20 protein-coding genes are annotated in these 18,044 nt (G+C 66.3%); 9 read left to right on the top strand and 11 right to left on the bottom strand.

Annotated features, from left to right (window positions below; translation table 11 throughout):
• From ACTFO6_RS15700 to ACTFO6_RS15685, 4 genes are all read right to left on the bottom strand, one after another.
• Positions 1–1,521: a tripartite tricarboxylate transporter permease gene (locus tag ACTFO6_RS15700; protein WP_439935386.1), complete on the bottom strand. Its 1,521-nt coding sequence runs from the start codon at positions 1,519–1,521 to the stop codon at positions 1–3.
• A gap of 58 nt (positions 1,522–1,579) precedes the next feature.
• Positions 1,580–2,542 (bottom strand): tripartite tricarboxylate transporter substrate binding protein, encoded by a 963-nt coding sequence (locus tag ACTFO6_RS15695; RefSeq protein ID WP_439935385.1) that lies wholly within the window; start codon positions 2,540–2,542, stop codon positions 1,580–1,582.
• Positions 2,543–2,699: 157 nt separating this feature from the next.
• Complete coding sequence (locus tag ACTFO6_RS15690; RefSeq protein WP_439935384.1) at positions 2,700–3,875, bottom strand: UxaA family hydrolase; 1,176 nt, start codon at positions 3,873–3,875, stop codon at positions 2,700–2,702.
• A gap of 21 nt (positions 3,876–3,896) precedes the next feature.
• Entirely contained in the window at positions 3,897–4,178 is a 282-nt protein-coding gene (locus ACTFO6_RS15685; RefSeq protein ID WP_439935383.1) for a UxaA family hydrolase, read from the bottom strand.
• A 186-nt stretch (positions 4,179–4,364) separates the two neighbouring features.
• On the opposite strand from ACTFO6_RS15685, the gene ACTFO6_RS15680 reads away from it, so the two are divergent.
• Complete coding sequence (locus tag ACTFO6_RS15680; RefSeq protein ID WP_439935382.1) at positions 4,365–5,120, top strand: GntR family transcriptional regulator; 756 nt, start codon at positions 4,365–4,367, stop codon at positions 5,118–5,120.
• 112 nt (positions 5,121–5,232) lie between these two features.
• On the opposite strand, the gene rplS is transcribed toward ACTFO6_RS15680, so the two are convergent.
• The 5 genes from rplS to ffh form a co-directional block, all read right to left on the bottom strand.
• Positions 5,233–5,613, bottom strand: a complete 381-nt coding sequence (gene rplS, locus ACTFO6_RS15675) for a 50S ribosomal protein L19 (RefSeq protein WP_439935381.1) — start codon at positions 5,611–5,613, stop codon at positions 5,233–5,235.
• A gap of 2 nt (positions 5,614–5,615) precedes the next feature.
• The gene (gene trmD / locus ACTFO6_RS15670; RefSeq protein ID WP_439935380.1) at positions 5,616–6,392 is read right to left on the bottom strand and encodes a tRNA (guanosine(37)-N1)-methyltransferase TrmD; all 777 of its coding nucleotides are present in this window, start codon (positions 6,390–6,392) and stop codon (positions 5,616–5,618) included.
• A 52-nt stretch (positions 6,393–6,444) separates the two neighbouring features.
• Positions 6,445–6,969 carry a ribosome maturation factor RimM gene (gene rimM / locus ACTFO6_RS15665; RefSeq protein WP_439935379.1) on the bottom strand — a complete coding sequence of 175 codons (525 nt, stop codon included), beginning with the start codon at positions 6,967–6,969 and terminating at the stop codon, positions 6,445–6,447.
• On the bottom strand, positions 6,947–7,204 hold the full coding sequence (gene rpsP / locus ACTFO6_RS15660) for a 30S ribosomal protein S16 (RefSeq protein WP_439935378.1): 258 nt from the start codon (positions 7,202–7,204) through the stop codon (positions 6,947–6,949). The genes rimM and rpsP overlap by 23 nt, the downstream gene beginning before the upstream one ends.
• A gap of 89 nt (positions 7,205–7,293) precedes the next feature.
• A complete protein-coding gene (gene ffh, locus ACTFO6_RS15655; protein WP_439935377.1) occupies positions 7,294–8,640 on the bottom strand; it encodes a signal recognition particle protein in 1,347 nt (448 codons plus the stop codon).
• An 82-nt stretch (positions 8,641–8,722) separates the two neighbouring features.
• Here ffh and ACTFO6_RS15650 point away from each other — a divergent pair, with 82 nt between their 5' ends.
• The 8 genes from ACTFO6_RS15650 to ACTFO6_RS15615 all read left to right on the top strand — a co-directional run bounded on the left by ACTFO6_RS15650 (position 8,723) and on the right by ACTFO6_RS15615 (position 15,938).
• Positions 8,723–9,553 carry a cytochrome C assembly family protein gene (locus ACTFO6_RS15650; RefSeq protein ID WP_439935376.1) on the top strand — a complete coding sequence of 277 codons (831 nt, stop codon included), beginning with the start codon at positions 8,723–8,725 and terminating at the stop codon, positions 9,551–9,553.
• 96 nt (positions 9,554–9,649) lie between these two features.
• Positions 9,650–10,972 (top strand): HlyC/CorC family transporter, encoded by a 1,323-nt coding sequence (locus tag ACTFO6_RS15645; protein ID WP_439935375.1) that lies wholly within the window; start codon positions 9,650–9,652, stop codon positions 10,970–10,972.
• Positions 10,973–11,123: 151 nt separating this feature from the next.
• Positions 11,124–12,350 carry a type II secretion system F family protein gene (locus ACTFO6_RS15640; RefSeq protein WP_439935374.1) on the top strand — a complete coding sequence of 409 codons (1,227 nt, stop codon included), beginning with the start codon at positions 11,124–11,126 and terminating at the stop codon, positions 12,348–12,350.
• 66 nt (positions 12,351–12,416) lie between these two features.
• Positions 12,417–13,271, top strand: a complete 855-nt coding sequence (locus ACTFO6_RS15635; RefSeq protein ID WP_439935373.1) for a prepilin peptidase — start codon at positions 12,417–12,419, stop codon at positions 13,269–13,271.
• The gene (gene coaE / locus ACTFO6_RS15630; protein WP_439935410.1) at positions 13,268–13,891 is read left to right on the top strand and encodes a dephospho-CoA kinase; all 624 of its coding nucleotides are present in this window, start codon (positions 13,268–13,270) and stop codon (positions 13,889–13,891) included. Before ACTFO6_RS15635 ends, coaE begins: the two co-directional genes overlap by 4 nt.
• 50 nt (positions 13,892–13,941) lie before the next feature.
• On the top strand, positions 13,942–14,697 hold the full coding sequence (gene zapD / locus ACTFO6_RS15625) for a cell division protein ZapD (RefSeq protein ID WP_439935372.1): 756 nt from the start codon (positions 13,942–13,944) through the stop codon (positions 14,695–14,697).
• 15 nt (positions 14,698–14,712) lie between these two features.
• Positions 14,713–14,916 carry a DNA gyrase inhibitor YacG gene (locus ACTFO6_RS15620; protein WP_439935371.1) on the top strand — a complete coding sequence of 68 codons (204 nt, stop codon included), beginning with the start codon at positions 14,713–14,715 and terminating at the stop codon, positions 14,914–14,916.
• 20 nt (positions 14,917–14,936) lie between these two features.
• Positions 14,937–15,938 carry a Nudix family hydrolase gene (locus ACTFO6_RS15615; RefSeq protein WP_439935409.1) on the top strand — a complete coding sequence of 334 codons (1,002 nt, stop codon included), beginning with the start codon at positions 14,937–14,939 and terminating at the stop codon, positions 15,936–15,938.
• Here ACTFO6_RS15615 and ACTFO6_RS15610 read toward each other — a convergent pair.
• On the bottom strand, positions 15,919–16,800 hold the full coding sequence (locus ACTFO6_RS15610; RefSeq protein WP_439935370.1) for an ATP-binding protein: 882 nt from the start codon (positions 16,798–16,800) through the stop codon (positions 15,919–15,921). The two genes, ACTFO6_RS15615 and ACTFO6_RS15610, sit on opposite strands and share 20 nt — an antisense overlap.
• Positions 16,801–16,808: 8 nt before the next feature.
• Positions 16,809–18,032: a bifunctional glutamate N-acetyltransferase/amino-acid acetyltransferase ArgJ gene (argJ, locus tag ACTFO6_RS15605; protein WP_439935369.1), complete on the bottom strand. Its 1,224-nt coding sequence runs from the start codon at positions 18,030–18,032 to the stop codon at positions 16,809–16,811.
• Positions 18,033–18,044: the final 12 nt, after the last annotated feature.

Raw genomic sequence — 18,044 nt, 5'->3', positions numbered from 1 at the left:
TCACTCATTGCTGCTCGCCACCTGGGCGGGTACGGCCGGGCCGCGGAACCGCTTCATCAGCACAGGATAGAGCAGCCCAAGCACGATGAAGGCGATGATGCCGATGGAGATGGGCCGGCCGAAGAACTCGCCCAGGACGTTCTGCTTGGCGTTGCCGATCAGGTACCCCTGGACGAAGCCTGCCTCCGCGATGGCGCCGAGAATCAATCCAAGAACGATCGGCGACGGCGTGAAGCCGAAGCGGGAGAGAACCCACGCGATGATGCCGAGCCCCACCATCTGCAGCACCTCATGGGGATTGTTGTGGATGGCGTAGCTGCCGATGATGGTGAGAAACGCCACCGAGGGCACCAGCACCGCCTTGGGGATCGCGACGATGGACTTGAAGGCGTAGCGGCCGATCACCAGGCCGATCGGCAGCATGAGAAGTGTGGCGAGAATCAGCCCGTAGATGAAGGTATAAACGATCTGGCTTTGCTCGCCGAACAGCGACGGGCCGGTGCGGATGCCCTGCACCAGGAGCGCCCCGAGAATGACCGCATCCGGCGGTGTCCCTGGAATGCCCAGCACCAGCGTCGGGATGAAACCCCCGCCCACGGTGGCGTTGTTGGAGGATTCGGTGGCTAGAATGCCGTCCGGCTCCCCCTTGCCGAAGTTCTCCGGATGCTTGGAGGCGCGGCGCGCCTCCCCGTAGGAGACCAGGGAGGCGATGGACCCCCCCGCGCCCGGCAGGATGCCGACCACGGTGCCAATGATGGAGCTCCTGGCCAGGTTGCCCTTGGAATTCCAGCAAATACCAAGGGCCTCCTTCAGGCGATAGCTGGCGAGGCGCTCGGTGACCTTGAGGTGAGGGTCGGGGGTGGCGACCAGGTCGATCAACACGGGAATGCAGTACAGCCCGATCAGCGCCGCCACCACGTCGATGCCACCCAGGAGGACCTGCAAGTCGCCCGTGTAGCGGATATCGCCCCCCACCTCGGCCACGCCCACCATGGACAGCAGCAGGCCAAAGCAGCCGCCGACCAAGCCCTTTAGCACGCTGCCCTCGCCCAGGGAGGCGATCAGGGTAAGACCGAACACCGCCAGCCAGAAGTACTCCACCGGGCCGAACTTGAGGGCCACCTGGGCCAGCGGCGGCGCCAGCATCAGCAGCGCGACGGCGCCGACGAGGCCGCCGGTCACCGAGGCGAGGCACGCGAGCGTCAGGGCGAGATCCCCGTCGCCTCGCTTGGCCATGGGGTAGCCGTCGAAGGTGGTGGCGATCGACGAGGGCGTGCCCGGTGTCTTCAGCAGGATGGCGGCGTAGGCGCCGCCATAGATGGCGCCGGTATAGATAGCGCCCAGGGCGATCAGGGCGGAGGCCGGGTTCATGCCGAAAGTGAAGGGCACCAGCACCGCCACCGCCATGGTGGCGGTCAATCCCGGCAGCGCCCCGATCACCGCCCCGAACACCACGCCGGCGATGGCCAGGAGGATGTTGAACGGGGTCAGGGCGTCGACCAGAAACTCGATACCGGGCATGGAGTGCCTTGCCGCCTCCGAACTGCCGCCCAGGGATCAGCCCCCGGGGTGCGTTCTACTACTTAGTTTTGACGATGCCCATTTCCCGGGCGATGGCCTCGTATTCGCTTTTCTTCTGGTCCATGAACGTCTGCATCTGGTCCAGGCCGATGTCGATCATGGCGAAGCCGTTTTCTTCCATCTTCTTGATGAACTCTGGATCCCTGTTGATCTTGCCGATGAGATCAGACACGGCCCTTTGGATGTCCTTGGGGGTGGACTTGGGCACCGCGATGCCGCGATAGGCGCCGCTCACCAGGTCGTAGCCCTGCTCCCTGAACGTGGGGCAATCGGGAATCTGGGGATGCCGCTTCTCCATGGCCACGGCGAGGCAGCGCACCTGCTTGCCGAGCTGCATCTGCACCGTGGTGTAGCCCCACGAGCCGGTCACCTGCTTGCCGAGGAGCGCCGTGTTGGACGCGCCCGTGCCCTTGAACGGGACGTAGGTGGTCTTGATGCCGGCCATCTTGTCGAAGCGCTGCTGGGCGAGATGGTTGGCGGTGTTGGTCCCGGAGCCCGAGAAGGTGAGGGCGCCGGGCGTCTTCTTGGCCGCCTCCACCAGGTCCTTCAGGGTCTTGTACGGGCTGTCGGCGGGTACCAGGATGGCGTCGGGAGTGTAATGAAACCAGTAGACGTTGGTGATGTCGTCGGTCTTGTAGCCGACGTCCTTCTCCAGCGGCTGCAGGATGATGTGGGGCAAGTTGGTGCCCATGATGGTGTAGCCGTCCCCCGGCATGTTATTGAGTTGGGACCACGCCGCGGCGCCGCCCGCCCCGGGCTTGTACTGGATCGCCACCGTCTGGCCGGTGTATTTCTTGAAGAACGGCTCCTGGAGCCGGGCCGAGATGTCCGATTCCCCACCCGGGCCGAAGGCGATGATGTAGTTGATGGTCTTTTCCGGATAGGCAGCAAAGGCGATTCCACCGGCGGCCGCCGCAAGCAAGGCAGTCCCTACGGCGAAAAGCTTAACGAAGCGTTTCATTCGACTTCCTCCAGGTTTCGAGTTATTCAAATTCGCGCACCGCTGGCGGGCGGTGCTGCGCCCCGCGCCGTGAAGAGCATGCGCCCTCACGGCGGGCAGGGCATAGTGTGCATCAATCCCCGCGCGGTGAAAACCCGCGCGGGGACAGCCGCTTACCTCAGGCGCTCTCGTACAGCCGGGTGAGCACGAACTCCCGATGCCCCAGGGCTTCCGCCGCGGTGAGCCGACCGTTGGCGGTGCGGAACATGGCCTCGAGGAGCCTATCGCCTGCTTGGTCCATGTTGATCTCCCGCCGCAGCAGGCCCGAAACGTCCACGTCGATGTGCTCGCTCATGGTGCGCACCGTGCGTGGATTGGCGCAGATCTTGATCACCGGCAGGATCGGGTTGCCGATGACGTTGCCCTGCCCCGTGGGGAAGAAGTGCACCACGAAACCGGCTGCGGCGCACAAGGTCACCATCTCCGCCGCCGCCGACGAGGAATCCATGAACCACAGCCCCGGCCCGGTGGGCGTCTCCGCCTTGTCCAGCACGCCGTCGACTTTGCACTTCTTGCCGATCTTCTGGATGTTGCCGAGCGCCTTTTCCTCGATGGTGGTGAGCCCCCCGGCGATGTTGCCCTTGGTCGGCTGCGACTCCGACAGGTCGTCGGTCTTATGGCGGTTGATCATGTCCTGATAGCGATTGAACATGAACATGAACTTCTCGCGTACCTGGTCGTCGCGGCAGCGCGCCGCCACCAGGTGCTCGCCGCCGGTGAGCTCCGAGGTCTCTCCGAACACAAGCGTCACGCCGTGCTCGTACAGCTTGTCGAACGCGTTGCCCACGGCGGGATTCGCCCCCAGTCCGGAGGTGGTGTCGGACTCGCCGCACTTGGTGGACACCCACAGCTCCTTGAGCGGCGCCTCCTCGCGCTTGAGCTCCGAGGCCCACTGCACGTATTCCTTCGCCACCTTTGAAGCCCGCTTGATCGTGTCGTGGTCGCCGTAGCCCTCGATGCCGAAGCCAGTCACCGGCTTGCCGGTTTTGGCGATGCCGTCCACCACCCGCTTGGTCCAGCCTTCCTCGATCCCGATCACCACCACCGCCGCCACGTTGGGGTTGGAGCCCGCCCCGATCAGGGTGCGGAAATGCAGTTCCAGGTCCGCGCCGAACTGGAGCCTGCCGTAGGGATGGGGCAGGGCCAGCGTCCCCTTGATGTTGTGCTCCACCGCCTGGGTCGCGGCGTTGGACAGATCGTCCACCGGCAGGATGATCACGTGATTGCGCACCCCCACGCGGCCGTTTTCGCGCCGGTAACCCCAAAATGTCGCCTTGCTCAGATCGATTGCCATGTCTGTACCTCCTGCGTCCCGCTACCAGCGCTTGGTCTTGATGTTGTGCACGTGGGCATGCTCGCCCACCCCGATGTCGGCCACCGCCCGCCCGATGTCCACGCCGTACTTGATGACGGTATCGCCCTTCTTGATGGGCTTGATCGCCAGCTTATGCCCGATCGGGATGTCGTTGACCGCCTTGAACTTAAGGGTCTTGTCTTGATCCATGATCCAGCCGGTCAGCTCGTCGCCTGCTTTGACCCCCTCCACTACCACGACGCCGACGGAGTCATGCTCGTCGTGCACAACGAAATGAATCATGCTTTTCTCCAACAAGGCAGCGGGTTATTGAGATTTCGGAGCACGGTCTCTCCGGGATTTTCGAATCGCGAATGGCTTCCCACTATAGACCACCCTCGACATCAGGTCAACTATATCACATAGATGATATATATGAGTTTCCTTTTTGACCGGGTATACTTGCGATCCGCTCAAGGCAAAAAGGCTATGGAAAACGCTGTCGTATCCAGGGGATTCGGGCAGGCCCCCCTCTACAAGATCGTCAAAAACCGCCTCTTGCAGAGCTTGACCGCGGGCGAGTGGGCGAGCGGCGAGGCGCTGCCGAGCGAAGCACGGCTCGCGGAGCGCTTCGAAGTGAGCATCGGCACGGTGCGCAAGGCCATCGACGAGCTGGTGGCGGAAAAGATCCTGGTGCGCCACCAGGGCAAGGGCACCTTCGTGGCCGTGCACAACGAAGACCGGACCCTTTATTACTTTTTCCACCTGGTGGGCCCCGACGGCCTCAAGCGCTTCCCCACCAGCGAGCTGCTGGACTTCGGCAAAGCCCGGGCGGGCGGCGCGCTGGCGGAGCGCCTGGGCATCCCCCGGGGCGCCCCCGTGTTGTGGTTTCGCAACCTGTTGAAACTGCAAGAGCGTCCGGTGGTCCTCGACCACATCACCGTTCCCCAGGCCCTGTTCCCGGACCTGGACGAGCCTACGCTGCGCCACCGGGAAAGCACCATTTACGCCCTTTACCAGTCCCGCTACGGGATCAACGTCATCCGGGCCCAGGAGCGGCTGCGGGCCCGGCCCTGCGATCCGGAGGCGGCGTCAATCCTGGGCCTCGCCCCCGGCGCCCCTATCCTGGAGATCCACCGGGTGGCTTACACCTACAACGACGTGCCGGTGGAAGTGCGCCTGTCCAGGGTCAACACCGAGCACCACGACTACCTGAACGATCTGGGAAAGGGCCTCGCCCGCTGAGGCAAGGGCATCGTTCCCGGCAAGCCGGGCAAAAGGAAGGGGTCACGCCGGGGGTACCGCCCCCCGGCTCAAGAAAAGATCGCGGAGAAATCCGCGCCGGGATCGGGCGGGATCAGGACTCGGCCTGCTTATCCCCCGTCGAGGCGAGCTTTTCCCGGATGCGGGCCGACTTGCCCGTGCGGCCGCGCAAGTAATAGAGCTTGGCGCGCCGCACCCGTCCCCGGCGCTTCACCTCGATGTGGGCGACCAGGGGGGAATAGGTCTGGAAGGTCCGCTCCACCCCCTCCCCAGAGGAAATCTTGCGCACGATGAAAGAGGAATTGAGGCCCCGGTTGCGCTTGGCGATCACCACGCCCTCGTAGGCCTGCAGGCGCTCCCGGTTGCCCTCCTTCACCTTGACCTGCACCACCACCGTGTCGCCCGGGGCGAAATCGGGGATCTGCTTGCCCAAGCGGGCGATTTCCTCGTTTTCCAATTGTCTGATCAGGTCCACTTTCAGCGCTCCTTCCCAACTTCTTTGTCCATTGCCTGCTCCGCCAGGAACTCCTCCAGGAGCTTTTGCTCCGCGGCGCTCAAGCCCCGGCGCCGGAGTAGATCCGGGCGGCGCAGCCAGGTCCGCCCGAGAGCCTGCTTGAGCCGCCAGCGCTGGATCTCGGCATGGTGGCCGGAGAGCAGCACGGCGGGCACCCCATCGCCCCGATAGACCTCGGGCCGGGTGTAGTGGGGGCAATCCAGCAGGTCTTCGGCAAAAGAATCCTGGCTGGCCGACTGTTCATCCCCCAGCACGCCCGGAAGCTGGCGCACTACGCAATCCATCACCACCATGGCCGCCAGCTCCCCGCCCGAGAGCACGTAATCGCCGATGGAGAGTTCCTCGTCCACCCGACGCTTGAGCAGCCGCTCGTCGATCCCCTCGTAGCGCCCGGCGAGCAAGGTCAGCGCCGGAAGCGCCGCCAGCGCCACCACCCGACGGTGGTCCAGCGGCCGGCCCTGGGGCGAGAGGTAAATCACCGGCCCGCGGGCAAGCCCCGCCGCCGCCTGGTCCTCCTCCACCGCCGCGATCGCCTTATCCAGGGGCTCGGCCAGCATCACCATCCCCGGCCCGCCCCCGTAGGGACGGTCGTCCACCGTCCGGTGGACATCCCGGGTGAAATCCCGGGGATTCCAGAGCCGGACCCGGAAGAAGCCCCGCTCCCGCGCCCGCCCCGTCACGCCGAAGCGCAGCACGGCGTCGAACATATCGGGGAACAGGGTGATCACGTCGAAGCGCACGGCCCGCTCCTCGCTCCGGGAAACGGCGTCCCTGCGCCGCCCACGAGCCTCGTCAGTAATCCGGGCCCCAATCGACCCGTACCACCCGCCGTTCTAGGTCCACGTCCCTCACGATCGGATCGACCAGGGGGATCAGCCGCTCCCGTTCGGCCGCCACCTGGAGGACCGGGTGGGCGCCCGTCTCCAGGATTGCGCTGACTTCGCCGAGCTGGACGCCCTCCAGGTTCTCCACCCGAAGCCCGATCAGGTCTATCCAGTAAAACTCCCCGTCGCCCGGTTCCGGCAGGGCACTGCGGGGCACCGCCACCCGGCACCCGGCGTAGGTTTCGGCGCTGGTACGGTCAGCGCATCCTTCCAACTTGGCGATGCTCCCCCGCCCGTGGAGCCGGTACTCTTCGATCCGCACCGGACGCCATTGGCCCTGGGCTTCCACCCACCAGGTGGCGTACTGCGCCAGTCCCTCCGGGTCCTGGGTATAGGACTTGACCCGCACCCAGCCCCGCACGCCGTAGGGGGCGCTGATCAGCCCCAGGACGACCCAGGACTCCCCGAGCTCAGACCCGGGCCCCGGCGCCACGGAATTGCTTGACCAGCCGCGCAACCGTATCGGAGAGCTTCGCCCCCCGGTCCTGCCAGTAGGCCAGCCGATCCAGCCGCACCCGCAGCGCCTCTTCGCTTTCGGCCGCCATGGGATTGTAGAAGCCAATGCGCTCGATGAAGCGCCCGTCGCGGGGATTGCGCGAATCGGTGACCACCATGTTGTAGAAGGGCCGCTTCTTGGCGCCCCCTCGGGCAAGCCGTATCACTACCATGGGTCTCTGACCTTGCCTGTCACAAAAAGGCAGGGATTCTAAAGCATTTTTTGGCTTGGTCGCAAGGCGAAGCCTGCGGCGCGGCGCTTCTAGCGTCCCCCCGGGAACACCCCGCGCATCCCCCGGAGAAACTTCTGCATGCCCCCCTTGGAAACCATTTTCATCATCTTCTGCGTCTGCTCGAACTGGGTCAGCAGCCGGTTCACTTCCTGGACGCTCACCCCCGCGCCGGCGGCGATGCGGCGCTTGCGGGAAGCCTTGATGAGCTCGGGCCTGGCCCGCTCGAGGGGCGTCATGGCGTTGATGATGCCCTCGATGCGCCGGAACGCTCGGTCGTCCACCGGCGCCCCCTGCACCGCCTGGGAAAACTGCGCCGGGAGCTTGTCTAGCAGGGCGGAGAGCCCCCCCATTTTGCGCATCTGCTGGATCTGGGCCTTGAAATCCTCCAGGTCGAAGCCCTTGCCCGATTTGACCTTGCGGGCAAGCTTTTCCGCCTCCGCCCGATCCACGCTGCGCTGCACCTCCTCCACCAGGGAGAGCACGTCGCCCATGCCCAGGATGCGAGAGGCCATCCGCTCCGGGTGAAAGGGCTCCAGCCCGGCGAGCTTTTCGCTCACGCCGACGAATTTGATCGGCTTGCCCGTCACCTGCCGCACCGACAGGGCCGCCCCGCCCCGGGCGTCCCCGTCGAGCTTGGTGAGAATCAGGCCGGTCAAGGGCAGCGCCTCGCCGAAGGCCCGGGCCGTGTTGACCGCGTCCTGGCCCTGCATCGCGTCCACCACCAGCAGGGTCTCGACGGGCCTCAACACTTCGTGCAGGCGGCGCACCTCCGCCATCATTTCCTGGTCGATGGTGAGCCGTCCAGCCGTGTCCACCAGCACCACGTCGAAGAAATGGCGCCGGGCGTGATCCAAGGCCCGGCGAGCGATCGCTTCCGGCGCTTCTCCCGGATCGGGGGCGAAGAAGTCGCAACCCACCTGCTGCGCCAGGGTGCGCAGTTGCTCGATGGCGGCGGGTCGGTACACGTCGCAGGAGACGAGCAGCACCTTCTTTTTGCTCTCTTTAAGCAGGCGCGCCAACTTCCCTGCGGTGGTGGTCTTGCCGGTTCCCTGGAGGCCGGCTAACAGCACGACGGCGGGTGGCGTGGTGGCAAGGTTCAGGGACTCGTGGTGAGCGCCCATCAAGCGCGCCAGCTCCCGGTGCACCACTCCCACCAGGGTCTGGCCAGGGGTGAGGCTGCCCTGCACCTCCTGCCCCAGGGCCTTTTCTTTGACCTGGGCGACGAACTCCTTCACCACGGGCAGCGCCACATCGGCTTCCAGCAGGGCGATGCGCACCTCCCGCAGCGCCTCCTGAATATTGGCTTCGGTAAGCCGCGCCTCGCCGCGCAGGGTCTTTACCACCCGGGACAGGCGCTCGGTCAGGTTTTCGAACATGGAAGGTGCGGAAACCTCGGAAGTGGAGGGAAGTCGGGTAAACTTGTCCGCTGACCGGCAAGCCGCCGGCGTCGGACAACCCATGGATGGAATTCTAGCCTATCTCCTATCGGCGCTGCTCTACGCGGGGGTCGCCGCCTATTACTGGAGCACCCGTGCCGTTCCCACCCCTGTCTCGGCGCCCGCTGTTCCCCCGCCGGTCCCCGCCTGGCGGCCCCATGCGATCCTGCTGCCCCTCACCGTGCACGGGGTTTCCCTGGCGGGGAGCTTGTTCGGCGCCGACGGCTTGTATCTGGGCGTGGGGGGCGCCGTCTCCGCCATCGTGTTCCTCGCCATCCTGGTGTACTGGGCCGGCAGCCGCCTCTACAGCATGGCCGCCCTGCACACCCTGCTCGCGCCGGTGGCCGCGGTGGCCTCCCTCCTGCCCGCCGTCCTCCCGGCCTCCCATCCCCTTCCCAACACCGACGCCCCGGCCTTCAAGTTCCATCTGCTATTGGCCCTGCTCGCCTACAGCCTGTTCACCATCGCCGCGCTGCACGCGGTGCTCATGGCCTTCATGGAAAGGCGGCTGCACCAGGCGGCCCGTTCCGCCCTGTTCTCCGACTTCCCGCCCCTGCTCACCATGGAGCGACTGCTGTTTCGCATCATCGGCGCGGGCTTTGTGCTGCTCACCCTCACCCTCGCCTCTGGGATCGTGTTCTCGGAGGAGGTATTCGGCACGCCCCTGCAATTCACCCACAAGACCCTGTTCGGGATCGTCTCCTGGGCCATCTACGGCGCGCTGCTGGGCGGGCGCCGGCTATACGGCTGGCGCGGGCGGGTGGCGGTGCGCTGGACGCTGGCGGGTTTCATCGCCCTGCTGCTCGCCTACGTGGGAAGCAAGTTCGTGCTGGAAGTGATCCTCGGGCGTTGAACGCTTGCCACCTCCGCCAGGCTCCCCGCCTTGACAACGCGAAGGCGGCGACCGGATACTGGATTTCTACCGGCGGCAGCCCCTAGGTAACACGCGTTGGATCGCATCCCCACCGGCGCCCTGTTCGGTGCCCTTGCGGTACTCCTGGTCCTCTCGGCGCTCTTCTCCATCTCGGAAACCGCCATGATGGCGCTCAACCGTTACCGGTTGAGGCATCTGGCGCAGAAAGGGCATCGGGGCGCCCGGCTCGCCGCACGGTTGCTCGCCAACACGGACAAGCTGCTGGGCGTGATCCTGCTCGGCAATAACCTAGTCAACATGGCGGCCGCCGCCCTGGTGACGGTGATCACCATCCGGCTCTTCGGCGACGGGGAGCTGGCCCTGAGCGCCGCCACCCTGCTGCTCACCTTCGTCGTGCTGGTGTTCTGCGAGATCACGCCCAAGGTGATCGCCGCCGCCCATCCGGAGCCCATCGCCTTCACCGCGAGCTACGCCCTCACCCCGGTCCTGAGGCTCATGTACCCGGTGGTGTGGTTCGTGAACCTGTTCGTGGGCGCGCTCCTGAAGCTGCTGCGGATCCGCCCCGCCGCGGAGGGGCCGGTGCGCCTGTCCATGGAGGAGCTGCGCACCCTGGTGCTGGAAGCCGGGCACTACATTCCGCCCAAGCATCACACCATCCTGCTCAACCTGTTCGAGCTCCAGGACATCCGGGTGGACGACGTGATGGTGCCCCGCAGTCAGATCGAGGCCGTGGACTTGGAAGCCCCCCTGGAGACCCTCAAGAACCAGTTGGCGACCGCCTACCACACCCGGCTGGTAGTCTACAGCGGCGATCTGGACAACGTGGTCGGCATCCTGCACGCGCGGCGCGTGCTCAACTTCGTAAGCGATCCCGGGGTGAGCATCGAAGACCTGAAGCCGCTGATTCAACCGCCCTATTTCGTGCCGAGCGGAACTCCCCTACTCACCCAGCTTCACCAGTTCCAGGAGAACCACCAGCGGCTGGGGCTGGTGGTGGACGAGTACGGCGAGCTCCTGGGCCTGGTGACCGTGGAGGACATCCTAGAGGAGATCGTGGGCGAGTTCACCACCCACTCCCCCCTGGAACCCACCGGCTACGTTCCCCAGGAGGACGGCAGCTATCTGGTGGAGGGAGGCACTCCCCTGCGGGAACTCAACCGCAAGCTGGGCTATCGTTTCCCCACCGACGGCCCGCGCACCTTGAATGGGCTGATTCTTGAGCATTTTCAAGATATTCCAGAGGCCGGGACGAGCTTGAAGATCGCCGGCCAGCCGATGGAAATCGTCCAGGTCCAGGACCGGGCCATCAAACGGGTGAGACTTTTCCCCCCGGTTCGTGCGCCGCAACATACCGAAACCCCTCGCCGGGAGCTCAGGGCCGTGAGGTCCGTCAATTGAGTTCTTTTCGAATCAAAAAGCTATATCTGTTATTGAAAGTTCAATATTATGATACGATGGGGTTACGAACCCGGCCTTCCGGCCCGCCGCCCGGGCAGTGGGTGCCCGCTGGCGCGGGGTCGGGATTGAGGCTCAACAGGGAGAGGGTGTCATGGCCACCATCGCTGCAAGCGCCGACAAGCGAGTCAAGGAATACGTCTATGCCTGGGAAGGCCGCGACAAAAGCGGCAAGTTGATCAAAGGCGAGATGCGGGCTTCCGGAGAGGCGTTGGTGTCGGCCACCCTGCGCCGCCAGGGCATCAACGTCATCAAGGTCCGCCGGCAGCGCTCCCGCATCGGCAAGAAAATCACCGAGAAGGACATCGCCCTGTTCACCCGGCAGCTCGCTACCATGATGAAGGCGGGCGTGCCGTTGCTCCAAGCGTTCGATATCGTGGCCCGAGGCCACGCCAATCCCGCGGTCACCAAGCTGCTCAACGAGATCCGCACCGAGGTGGAAACGGGAAGCGCGCTGCACCAGGCTTTCCGCAAGCATCCGGTCTATTTCGACCAGCTGTTCTGCAATCTGGTGGAGGCGGGCGAAGCGGCGGGTATCCTGGACAACCTGCTGGATCGGCTGGCGACCTACAAGGAAAAGATCCTCGCGGTCAAAGGCAAGATCAAGTCGGCCCTGTTCTATCCCCTTTCCATCATCGTGGTGGCCTTCATCATCACCGCGGTGATCATGATCTTCGTGATCCCGGCGTTCAAGGAGCTGTTCACCAGTTTCGGCGCCGACCTACCGACCCCCACGCTGGTGGTCATTGCCATCTCCAATTTCTTCGTCGACTGGTGGTGGGCCATTTTCGGCGGCATCGGCTTCACGATATGGTTCTTTTTCTTCACCTGGAAGCGCTCCCTCAAGATGCAGCAGGCGCTGGACCGCCTTTTCCTGCGGCTGCCGGTGTTCGGGGAGGTGATTCGCAAAGCCACCATCGCCCGGTGGGCCCGCACCCTTTCCACCATGTTCGCCGCCGGGGTGCCGCTGGTGGAGGCGCTGGACTCGGTGGGCGGCGCCTCCGGCAACTACGTCTACTGGGAAGCGACCAAGCAGATCCAGGCGGAGGTCTCCACCGGAACCAGCCTTACCGTGGCCATGCAGAACACCAACGTCTTCCCCAGCATGGTGATCCAGATGACGGCGATCGGCGAGGAATCGGGCTCCCTCGACGCCATGCTCGGCAAAGTGGCGGACTTCTTCGAGGAGGAGGTGGACAACGCTGTCGAGGCCCTCTCCAGCCTCATGGAGCCCATGATCATGGTGGTGCTGGGGGTGCTGATCGGCGGACTGGTGATCTCCATGTACCTCCCCATCTTCAAGTTGGGGGCGGTGGTCTGAAAGAGCGTCTTTCCCCGCCGAGACGGCGTCCGCTCGCCGTGCCTGTGGCGGCGACCCGCTGAGCCCATGATCTCGGCCCTCACGGCCTCTCCCGTGCTTCTGGTGTCGCTCGCCACGGTGCTCGGCCTGCTAGTGGGCAGCTTTTTGAACGTGGTGATCCACCGCCTGCCCCTCATGCTGGAGCGGGAATGGCGGCGCCAGTGCGCCGAGCTTCGGGGCGAGGCGCTCCCCGGGGAGGAGCGCTTCAATCTCTTCTTTCCCCGCTCCCGTTGCCCCGCCTGCGGGAGCCCGATCGGCGCGCTTTACAACATCCCCCTCGTGAGCTGGTTCTCCCTGCGGGGGCGGGCAAGCTGCTGCGGCGCCAGCATCAGCGCCCGCTACCCGGTGGTGGAGGCCCTCTCCGGCCTCGTCTCCGGCTACGTGGCGTGGCGCTTCGGGCTGAGCCCGGCCGGGATCGGAGCCCTCGTCTTCTGCTGGGCGCTGATTGCGGCCGCTTTCATCGACCTCGAGACCCAGCTCCTGCCCGACGACATCACCCTGCCCCTGCTGTGGCTCGGGCTGCTCGCCAACAGCGCCAGCCTCTATACGGACCTGAATTCGGCGGTAATCGGGGCGGTCGCCGGCTACCTCGCCCTCTGGTCGGTATTCTGGTTGTTCAAGCTCGTTACCGGCAAGGAGGGAATGGGCCACGGGGACTTCAAGCTCCTCGCCGCCATCGGCGCCTGGCTGGGCTGGCAGCAGCTTCCCGCGGTGATTCTCCTCGCGTCAGCGGTGGGCGCCGTGGTGGGCCTCTGCCTGATCGTCGTCCTGGGGCGCGACCGCAATCTCCCCATTCCCTTCGGCCCCTACCTGGCCGGCGGGGGACTCATTGCCCTGTTCTGGGGACGCAGCCTCACCCAGGCCTACCTCGAGTGGCTATGACCCTCGTGGTGGGCCTCACAGGCGGGATCGGCAGCGGCAAATCCACGGTCGCCCGGCACTTCGAGGCCCTGGGAGCATCCATCGTGGACACCGATGCCATCGCCCACGCCCTCACGGGGACGGGAGGGGAGGCGATTCCCGCCTTGCGGGAAGCCTTCGGGGACGCTTATATCACCCCCGCAGGCGCCCTCGACCGGGCCCGGATGCGCTCCCTGGTCTTCGCCGACCCTCTGGCTAAAGAACGGCTGGAGGCCGTCCTCCATCCCCGGATCCGGGCCCGGGCCGAAGAGGCCATCGTCCGGGCGACCGGCCCGTACGTGGTGCTGGTGGTGCCCCTGTTGCTGGAGACGGGAGCCTATGCCAGCCGGGTGGATCGCATCCTGGTGGTGGATTGCCCCGAAGAGCAGCAGATCCGCCGCACCATGCTGCGCAGCGGGCTGGACGAGGCCGCGGTGAAGGCGATTCTGGCGGCCCAGGTCTCCCGGGCCGAGCGCCTGGCCCGGGCCGACGATGTGATCGACAACAGCGGTCCCGAGAAGGCCCTGGGGCCCCAAGTCGAGGCGCTGCACCGCAAATACCTGGCCCTGTCGGGCAAAGCGGGGCGGGGGGGCGATTTGTAATCTCGAGCACGATCCTTCAAAATTAGGAGCGCAACGCCCATGGCTCCCCAGTGATCCAGTACGAGTACCCCTTAAGCGAGCGCATCCGCACCCTCCTGCGACTGGAAGATCTGTTCGATCGCGCCCTCCATTTCTCCGCCCGCCACGACGGCTACGACCATCACGTCGCCCTGGTAACCCTGTTCGAAATCCTGGACGTCGCGAGCCGGCAGGACTTGAAATCCGACCTCTACCAGGAGCTCGAGCGCCAGCGGGCCACCCTGGAGGCGCTGCGGGGCAACCCCAACGTGGCCGCCGACAAACTGGACGAAGTGGTCGGTCAGTTGGAAGCGGCGAGCCAGGGTCTCACCCGCATGAGCAGCAAGGCCGGCCAGCACCTGCGGGACAACGAATGGCTCATGAGCATCAAGCAGCGCACTTCCATCCCCGGCGGCGTGTGCGAGTTCGACCTGCCTTCCTATCACTACTGGCTGCACTTGGAGGCCGACGCACGGCGCCGGCACCTGGCGGAATGGCTGTGGCCGCTGCTGCCCATTCGCGACGCTCTGGCCGTGGTGCTGCGGCTGTTGCGGGAAACCGGCCGCAGCAGCCGCCAGGTGGCCCAGCAGGGGGTATTCCAGCAGATGCTGGCCGGGCGGGTGGTCCAGATGTTGAGCTTGAAGCTGAACGGTGACGTACCCTGCAGCCCCGAAATCAGCGCCAACAAGTACGCCCTCAACATCCGCTTCATCACCCCCGCGGTGGACGAGCGTCCAAAGACCTTCGAGGGCGACGTGGAATTCGAACTCACCTTCTACAACCTCTAACCGGGACATACATTCATGGAGCGCTCCCCGTCCCGAGGACGCCGTCTCGTCCGCTGCCCCCAGTGCGGAAAGCTCGTGGAATGGACGCCGGAGAACCGCTTCCGGCCCTTCTGCTCCGAGCGCTGCAAGCTGATCGATCTGGGCCAGTGGGCGAACGAGGGCTACCGCGTGCCTGGAGAAACGGCGCCCTTGGATGGCGGCGAGCCGCCCCAGCAGTGACCCGCCTTCCTACCCCCGCCATGGCCGGTCCACTGCCTGTCCTCTCTCCACTGGCCGCTTCCCGCAAGACGCAGGAAGTCGCCGTGGCGGTGATCCAGCGTGCCGACGGACGGTTCCTCCTGGGGCGCCGGCCCGCCGGCAAGGTGTACGCTGGCTACTGGGAGTTTCCCGGCGGCAAGGTAGAGCCCGGCGAGTCCACCCTGGAGGCCCTGGCGCGGGAGCTTCACGAGGAGCTGGCGCTCACCCTGGAGCGGGCCTATCCCTGGATCACCCGCACTTTCGCCTATCCCCACGGGACGGTGCGGCTGCGTTTCTTCCGCGTGGTCCGCTGGCGCGGGACGCTTAAAGACCGGGAGCACGAAGCCCTCGCCTGGCACCGCCCGGGCGAGGCCGCCCTCGCCCCCATGCTGCCGGCCAACGGACCGGTGCTCAAGTCCTTGGAGCTTCCCTCCGAATACGCCATCACCCATGCTGAAGGGCTGGGGCTAGGCCCGTTTCTCGATCGGCTGGAAGCGGCTCTCGAGCGGGGCATGCGCCTCGTCCAGATCCGGGAAAAGTCCATGCCGCCGGGGGAGCTGCGCGCCTTCGCGCGGGAAGTGCTCGCCCGCGCCCGGGCCTGGGGCGCCCGGGTGCTGGTAAACGGAGACGCAGCGACGGCGGAGGCGCTCGGCGCCGACGGCGTCCATCTCAGCGCCCGCGCCCTAATGGCCCTCCCGTCTCGGCCCCCCGTGGCCTGGTGCGGCGCGTCGTGCCACGACGAAGGGGAGCTCGCCCGGGCGGCCGAGCTGGGGGTGGACTTCGTGGTCCTGGGCCCGGTGCTGCCTACCCTGAGCCATCCCGGTGGGGAAACCCTCGGATGGCGGCGTTTCGCCGAGCTGATCCGGGACTATCCCCTGCCCGTCTATGCCCTGGGCGGAATGGAGCCCGCCCATCTGGAGACCGCCTGGGAACACGGCGCCCACGGCATCGCTTGCATGCGCGCCGCCTGGCGCCAGCCTGACCCTAGCCCTTCACCCGCTTGAGCCGCTGCCGTCCGGCCCAGTCCCGGGCGAACTGCCAGGCGACCCGGCCGCTGCGGGAGCCCCGCTGGAGCGCCCATTGCAACGCCTCCTGGCGCGCCCGCTCCCGGTCGGGGACGGGGGCCTGGAAATAGCCGAGCCAGTAAAAAACGATGTTCAAGTACTCCTCCTGGTCAAAGGGGTAGAAGGAAACCCACAGGCCGAAGCGCTCGGATAGGGAGACTTTCTCCTCCACCGTCTCTCCCGGGTGGATCTCGTCGCCGACCCGCCGCGCTTCCAGGTTCTCCTGCATGAACTCGGGCATGAGGTGGCGCCGGTTCGAGGTGGCGTAGACCAGGATGTTCTCCGAGGGGGCCGCCACCGAGCCGTCCAGCACCGCCTTGAGCGCCTTGTAGCCCGACTCCTCCGCCTCGAAGGACAGATCGTCGCAGAACAGGATGAAACGCTCGGGGCGCCCGCTCACCAGGTCCACGATCTCCGGCAGGTCCATGAGGTCCTGCTTTTCCACTTCGATCAGCCGCAAGCCCTTAGGGGCGTACTTGTTGAGCACCGCTTTCACCAGGGAAGACTTGCCCGTGCCCCGGGCGCCGGTGAGCAGCACGTTGTTCGCCGGCACCCGGTTCACGAACTGCCTGGTGTTCTGCTCCACCAGGGCCTTCTGGCGCTCGATGCCTTGCAGGTCCTCGAGCGCGATACGATGGACGTGGGTGACTGGCTGCGGGTAACCCTGGGTGTTCCGCTTGCGCCAGCGGAAGGCGATCGAGGCCCGCCAGTCCACCGCCGGCGGCGGGGCCGGCACGATCGCCTCCAGCCGCGCGAGCAGGGCATGGGCGCGATCGACGAGGTGGTCCAACTCCCGGGCCATGGTTCCCTTCAAGTACGGTATTCGGCGTTGATGCGCACGTAATCGTACGAGAAATCGCAGGTCCAGACGGTGGCGGCGGCGCTCCCCCGGCCCAGGATGACACGCACCGTGATCTCCGGCTCGCGCATGATCCGCAGCGCTTCCGCTTCCTGGTAGCCCGCCGCCCGACCTCCGTTCTCCGCCACCCGCAGATCTCCCAGGTAGAGGCGCACCCGCTCCACGTCCAGGTCCCCGATCCCGGCGGCGCCGATGGCCGCCAGGATGCGCCCCAGGTTAGGGTCGGAGGCGAAGAAGGCGGTCTTCACCAAGGGCGAGCGGGCGATGGCGTAGGCCACCCGGCGGCACTCCTCCTGGTCGCGCCCTTCCTCCACGGTCACGGTGATGAACTTGGTCGCCCCTTCGCCGTCGCGCACGACGGCCTGGGCGAGGCTGCGAGCGACCCGGGTCAAGGCCTCTTCCAGGGCAGCGAAGCCGGGCTCGCCCTCCGTTGCGAAGCGAACGCCGGCGGCCCCTGTCGCCATGAGGGCCAGGGCGTCGTTGGTGGAGGTGTCCCCGTCCACCGTGATGCAGTGGAAGGAAGCGTCCGCCACCCGGCGCACGAGGCGGGCGAGGAGCGGCGGGGCGATGGCCGCGTCGGTGGCGACGAAACCCAGCAGGGTCGCCATGTCGGGATGGATCATGCCGGCGCCCTTGGCGATGCCGGTGACCGTCACCGGCGTTCCCGCGATGTCCAAGCGCTCGGAGCAGGCCTTGGGCACGGTGTCCGTGGTCATGATGGCCTCGGCGGCGAGGAGCCAGCCGTCCGGCGTCAGGGAGGCGGCGCACCGGGGGAGCCCCTCGACAAGCCGTTCCAGGGGAAGCGGCTCCATGATCACGCCGGTGGAGAAGGGAAGCACCTGCTCGGGCGCGCAGCCGAGCAGACGCGCCGCAGCGGCACAAGTCTCCCGCGCCCGGCGGATGCCTTCCCCGCCGGTGCCAGCGTTGGCGTTGCCGGTGTTCACCACCAGCGCCCGGATGCTCCCGCTGGCCAGGTGTTCCCGAGCCACGGTGACCGGGGCTGCGCAGAAGCGATTACGGGTGAACACGGCGGCCACTTCGCTCCCCGGAGCCAGCTCGATCAGCAGCAGGTCGTAGCGCCCCGGCTTCTTGATGCCTGCCTGGGCGGCACCCAAGCGCACACCGGCGACAGGCCAGAGGCTTCCCGCCTCGGGCCGGGAAAGATTAACCGCCACGGGTCGCAACCC

It is taken from the genome of Pelomicrobium sp. G1, from assembly GCF_051905455.1.
GTDB lineage: Bacteria > Pseudomonadota > Gammaproteobacteria > Burkholderiales > UBA6910 > Pelomicrobium.
Note: the sequence above shows the minus strand (reverse complement) of the source record. Positions and strands in the feature narration are given on the sequence as shown.